5 protein-coding genes are annotated in these 4,433 nt (G+C 38.4%); all 5 read right to left on the reverse strand.

The annotated features are described in order from the left end of the window. The coding region (locus Q0F90_RS07605) for an adenosylhomocysteinase (RefSeq protein ID WP_296004435.1) at positions 1-604 on the reverse strand (604 nt) is incomplete at its 3' end. Between the two features lie 75 nt (positions 605-679). Continuing rightward, positions 680-1,744 carry an S-methyl-5-thioribose-1-phosphate isomerase gene (mtnA, locus tag Q0F90_RS07610; protein ID WP_296004437.1) on the reverse strand — a complete coding sequence of 355 codons (1,065 nt, stop codon included), beginning with the start codon at positions 1,742-1,744 and terminating at the stop codon, positions 680-682. Between the two features lie 42 nt (positions 1,745-1,786). Continuing rightward, complete coding sequence (gene mtnP / locus Q0F90_RS07615; protein WP_296004439.1) at positions 1,787-2,581, reverse strand: S-methyl-5'-thioadenosine phosphorylase; 795 nt, start codon at positions 2,579-2,581, stop codon at positions 1,787-1,789. Between the two features lie 120 nt (positions 2,582-2,701). Continuing rightward, positions 2,702-3,580, reverse strand: a complete 879-nt coding sequence (hslO, locus tag Q0F90_RS07620) for an Hsp33 family molecular chaperone HslO (RefSeq protein ID WP_296004442.1) — start codon at positions 3,578-3,580, stop codon at positions 2,702-2,704. A 196-nt stretch (positions 3,581-3,776) separates the two neighbouring features. Further along, positions 3,777-4,238, reverse strand: a complete 462-nt coding sequence (gene ribE / locus Q0F90_RS07625; RefSeq protein ID WP_009352542.1) for a 6,7-dimethyl-8-ribityllumazine synthase — start codon at positions 4,236-4,238, stop codon at positions 3,777-3,779. Positions 4,239-4,433: the final 195 nt, after the last annotated feature.

Here is a 4,433-nt window from a genome sequence, read left to right on the forward strand (position 1 = left end):
AGTTAGTAGTACGCATGATGCCATCCCAAACGGATTGACCTGTACCATAGCGATTATCGAAAAGATATTTACAGTAAGAGTCATTTACAGCAATCATAGGGAATGTTAATTGTTTAGCATTCTCTAAGGCATATAAACGATGTACACCTGTCGTAGTTTCTTCGCTACCACCGATAAGACGTTCTTTAGCATCTTGGCGTGTAGTATGTAACAAGTTTACTAGGTCGCCACCGTCATCGATAATGATATGAGGTTTATGATCTAATGCTTTATGAAGGAAGTCAAAATATTCTTCATCGGTACAATCATACCAAGCATATACAGTAATGCCCATGTCTACAAGGCCGGCTGCTACATCGTCTTGTGTAGACAATGGGTTAGAACCAGTTACGATAACATCAGCACCACCACGTTTTAAAACAGTTGCAAGATATGCTGTTTTTGCTTCCAAGTGAACACTAACAACAATGGTTTGGCCTTTGAAAGTTTGTTCCGCTTCAAAACGATCGCCTAATGTATTTAAGGTAGGCATAAAGTTAGAAACCCAATCAATTTTTTTACGGCCTTCTGCTGCTAAGTTAATATCTCGAATTAAGGATTGCATAGTAACTCCTTTTACTAATATGAGTAGTTATAGTTAAAATAAAGATTTGTTAGTAAACCCACATGGATTTAGTAATTATTTAGATTCTACAATTTGGCGTAGCTTACCGATTGACTCTTCGTAATTTGGAGTCAATACACCTTCTTCAGTGATGATAGCAGTCACAAGCTCGTGTGGTGTTACATCAAATGCAGGATTTAGTACACCAATACCATTAGGTGCAGTTTGCACACCATGTAAAGATGTTACTTCATAATCGTCGCGCATCTCGATAGGAATATCGCTACCATTTTCCAAAGTAAAGTCAAATGTACTATAAGGTGCCGCTACATAAAAAGGAATGTTATGGAATTTAGCGAGAACAGCTACACCATAAGTACCGATTTTATTAGCTACATCACCTTTTGTTGTAATGCGGTCTGCACCAACGATTACAGCATCAATAAGGCCTTGTTGCATAGCATAAGCAGCCATATTATCTGTTTCTAATGTTACAGGGATACCATCCTCATGAAGCTCAAAAGCAGTAAGACGAGCACCTTGTAATAATGGACGTGTTTCATCCGCATATACTCGTTCTAATTGACCATTTTCATGAAGCTTACGAACAACACCAAGAGCTGTACCTAAACCACCAGTTGCGAGTGCACCAGCATTACAATGTGTTAAGATGCGAATATTCTTTTTACCTTCAAATAATGTGGCCCCCGCTTCGGCCATACGACGGTTTAAAGATACGTCTTCTTCATGAATGATAATAGCCTCTTTAGTAATAAGGTCTACTACTTCACTCATAGAGGACATACTTTCAACATTGGCTTTCACAAGAGATATAACACGATCTACAGCCCATGCCAGATTAATCGCGGTAGGACGCGTTTCTTTTAATGTTTCACTAAAGTCATATAGACTAGTTAATTGCTCACTAAATGGAACCTCTTGGCTGCCTGCTTCCATAGCAGCCAAGATTAGGCCATAAGCAGCGGAAACACCGATAGCTGGAGCCCCACGAACGCGAAGCATCTTAATCGCCTCAGCTACTTGGCGCCAATCAGTACAATGCACATAGGAAATCTCTGTAGGTAATTTAGTTTGATCTAATAATACTAGCGTATCTTTACGCCATTCAATATTAATCATAGCGTCTCCTTCGATGAACTATTGTTTTCTAGGATGAATGGATTATAATTTGAACCCACCATATTCATGCATACGATTGTGAGCATCATAGCGAGCGTCTACATCGATTGCATCAATAGCACCTAAGATAAGAGATTTAAGTTGAGCGGCCATGTCACCCATCATTTCTACGACTTCACTATGAGTCAAAGCAGCTTCGGAAATACCTGCTGCATAGTTTGTAATCATAGAAATTGTGGAATAAGCCATTTCAGCTTCATTAGCGAGATTTACTTCTGGCACATTAGTCATACCCACTGTATCACCACCGAGCATGTGGAACATTTTAATTTCCGCTGGTGTTTCAAAACGAGGGCCTTCAGTACATACATAAGTACCACCGTTGTGAATTGTAAGACCTTGTTCTGTGCCTACCTTTTGAAGAATGTCACGCAATTCAGGGCAGTAAGGATTTGTTACATCAAGATGTGCTACTGGACGGTCACCACCTTCATAGAATGTAGTGATGCGGTTCTTAGTAAAATCTAAGAATTGATCAGTCAAAACGAAATGACCAGGCTTGAAGTTTTCATTTAAGGAACCTACAGCAGTTGTAGAAATAATAAATGTAACGCCTAATTTTTTGAGACCCCAAATATTAGCACGATAGTTGATTTTATGCGGAGGAATTGTGTGATCTTTGCCGTGACGAGCAACAAAGATAACTATTTTTCCGTGGTATGTACCTTGTACATAATCTATTTCACCATATGGTGTCATTAAGGATTCTTCATGAATATTTTCAAAGATGGACGGATCATAAACGCCTGTACCACCAATTATGCCAATTGCACTCATTGTGACCTCCTAATATTAATAACTCTTATCTTTTATTTTCTCATAGAATACAAAAACAGGCTATAGGAAAAACCGTATAGCCTGTAATTTTTATAAAGGTTATTTAATTTTAAATACCAATTATTGTACGGGACCTTTTGGTTCGAACATGTCTTGTAATTCTTTACGACTGAAGTGATATTTTTCATTACAGTAGTGACATACAAGTTCAGTAGTTTCGTCCTCTAAAATAGCCTTTTTATCGTCTTCACGCAATGTCATAAGAACTCCAGCAAAGCGGTCGCGACCACAGCGACATTGGAAGTTAACAGGCTCATTATATACCTCATTAACAGTTAAGCCGTCTAATACGCGTTCCATAAGGCCTTTACCATCTGGATGAGCTTTCAAATATTCTGTAACAGGCCCTAGTTCATTAATATTTTTTTCTACTTGCGCTAATGCTTCATCAGTAGCATCTGGCAACGCTTGTACGATAAAACCACCTGCTACAACAGTATGATAATCTGGATCTACCAATACACCAAGGCTGATTGTGGACGGTACTTGCTCAGAAGCATATAAATAATACGCTAAGTCCTCTGCTACTTCGCCACTTTGAATTGGGCTTGTAGAGGTATAGTCTTGTGCTAATTGCGTAAATCGCGTAACTTGTACTTCCCCATTATGACCTACTGCGGCGCCTACATCAAGCTTACCAGCATGTTTCAAAGGTACATCTACATGGGGCTCATCTACGTAGCCTCGCACTGTATTATCAGAAAAAGCATCTACGTGAACTACACCTAGTGGACCATCACCTTTGATGCGAAGGCTTACATTTTCATGGTTTTTAAAATCACCAGCTAATAAAATAGCCCCTGTCATAGCACGACCTAAAGCAGCTGTCGCTACAGGCCATAAATCGTGACGTACACGAGCAGTTTCAACCGTATCTGTTGTTACAGCTAGAGACATACGAACCCCTTCACGGGTAGTAAAACGTTTTATATAATCCATTCTATCAATCCTTATTTCTACTTAATCTATTTAGATATACTTTTATATTGCTTATATAGTATATCACGTCAAATATGTACATTCAAATTATAGAGAATATATGTTCGTCTAATCCATTTTTAATGTAAAAGAACATATTTTCGATATTATAAAAACACCCAGTATCATAAGATACTGAGTGTTTTGTATATGATTCTTAGATTTGATCGATAAGGTTAACCATTTCAATAGCGCCCATAGCACAATCATAACCTTTATTACCAGCTTTAGTACCAGCCCGTTCGATAGCTTGTTCAATATTTTCAGTAGTAACTACACCGAACATAACAGGAACACCTGTTTCTAAGGAAACATGAGCAATGCCTTTGGCCACTTCATTACATACATAGTCATAATGAGTAGTAGCACCACGGATTACAGCACCAACACAAATAACTGCATCATATTTACCAGATAAAGCCGCTTTTTTAGCAATCAAAGGAATCTCGTATGCACCTGGCACCCAGATTACAGTGATATCCTCTTGTTTAACATCGTGACGAAGTAAGCAGTCTTCAGCGCCACCGATTAACTTAGATGTAATAAACTCGTTGAAACGAGAACCAATAATAGCAAATTTTTTACCAGTACCTAATAAGTTACCTTCTTGAACCATCATGATAATGACCTCCTATATTCAATGTTAGGATATGTATATGTAACGATTGAGTAGTATGCTGACAGTTGACTGATTAGTCCTCTAACATATGACCCATTTTTTCTTCTTTTGTTTTCAAATAACCAGCGTTGAATTTATTTGCCGCAATAATGAGCGGGACACGACTAGTTACATCGATGCCCCAATGCTCTAAGC

It is taken from the genome of uncultured Veillonella sp. (assembly GCF_934190855.1).
In the GTDB taxonomy this organism is placed as follows: domain Bacteria; phylum Bacillota; class Negativicutes; order Veillonellales; family Veillonellaceae; genus Veillonella.

Bases quoted from the DNA above. Each gene is read 5' to 3' on its own strand.
- ribE (WP_009352542.1), bottom strand. From the start codon at position 4,238: ATGATGGTTCAAGAAGGTAACTTATTAGGTACTGGTAAAAAATTTGCT.
- mtnP (WP_296004439.1), bottom strand. From the start codon at position 2,581: ATGAGTGCAATTGGCATAATTGGTGGTACAGGCGTTTATGATCCGTCC.
- hslO (WP_296004442.1), bottom strand. From the start codon at position 3,580: ATGGATTATATAAAACGTTTTACTACCCGTGAAGGGGTTCGTATGTCT.
- mtnA (WP_296004437.1), bottom strand. From the start codon at position 1,744: ATGATTAATATTGAATGGCGTAAAGATACGCTAGTATTATTAGATCAA.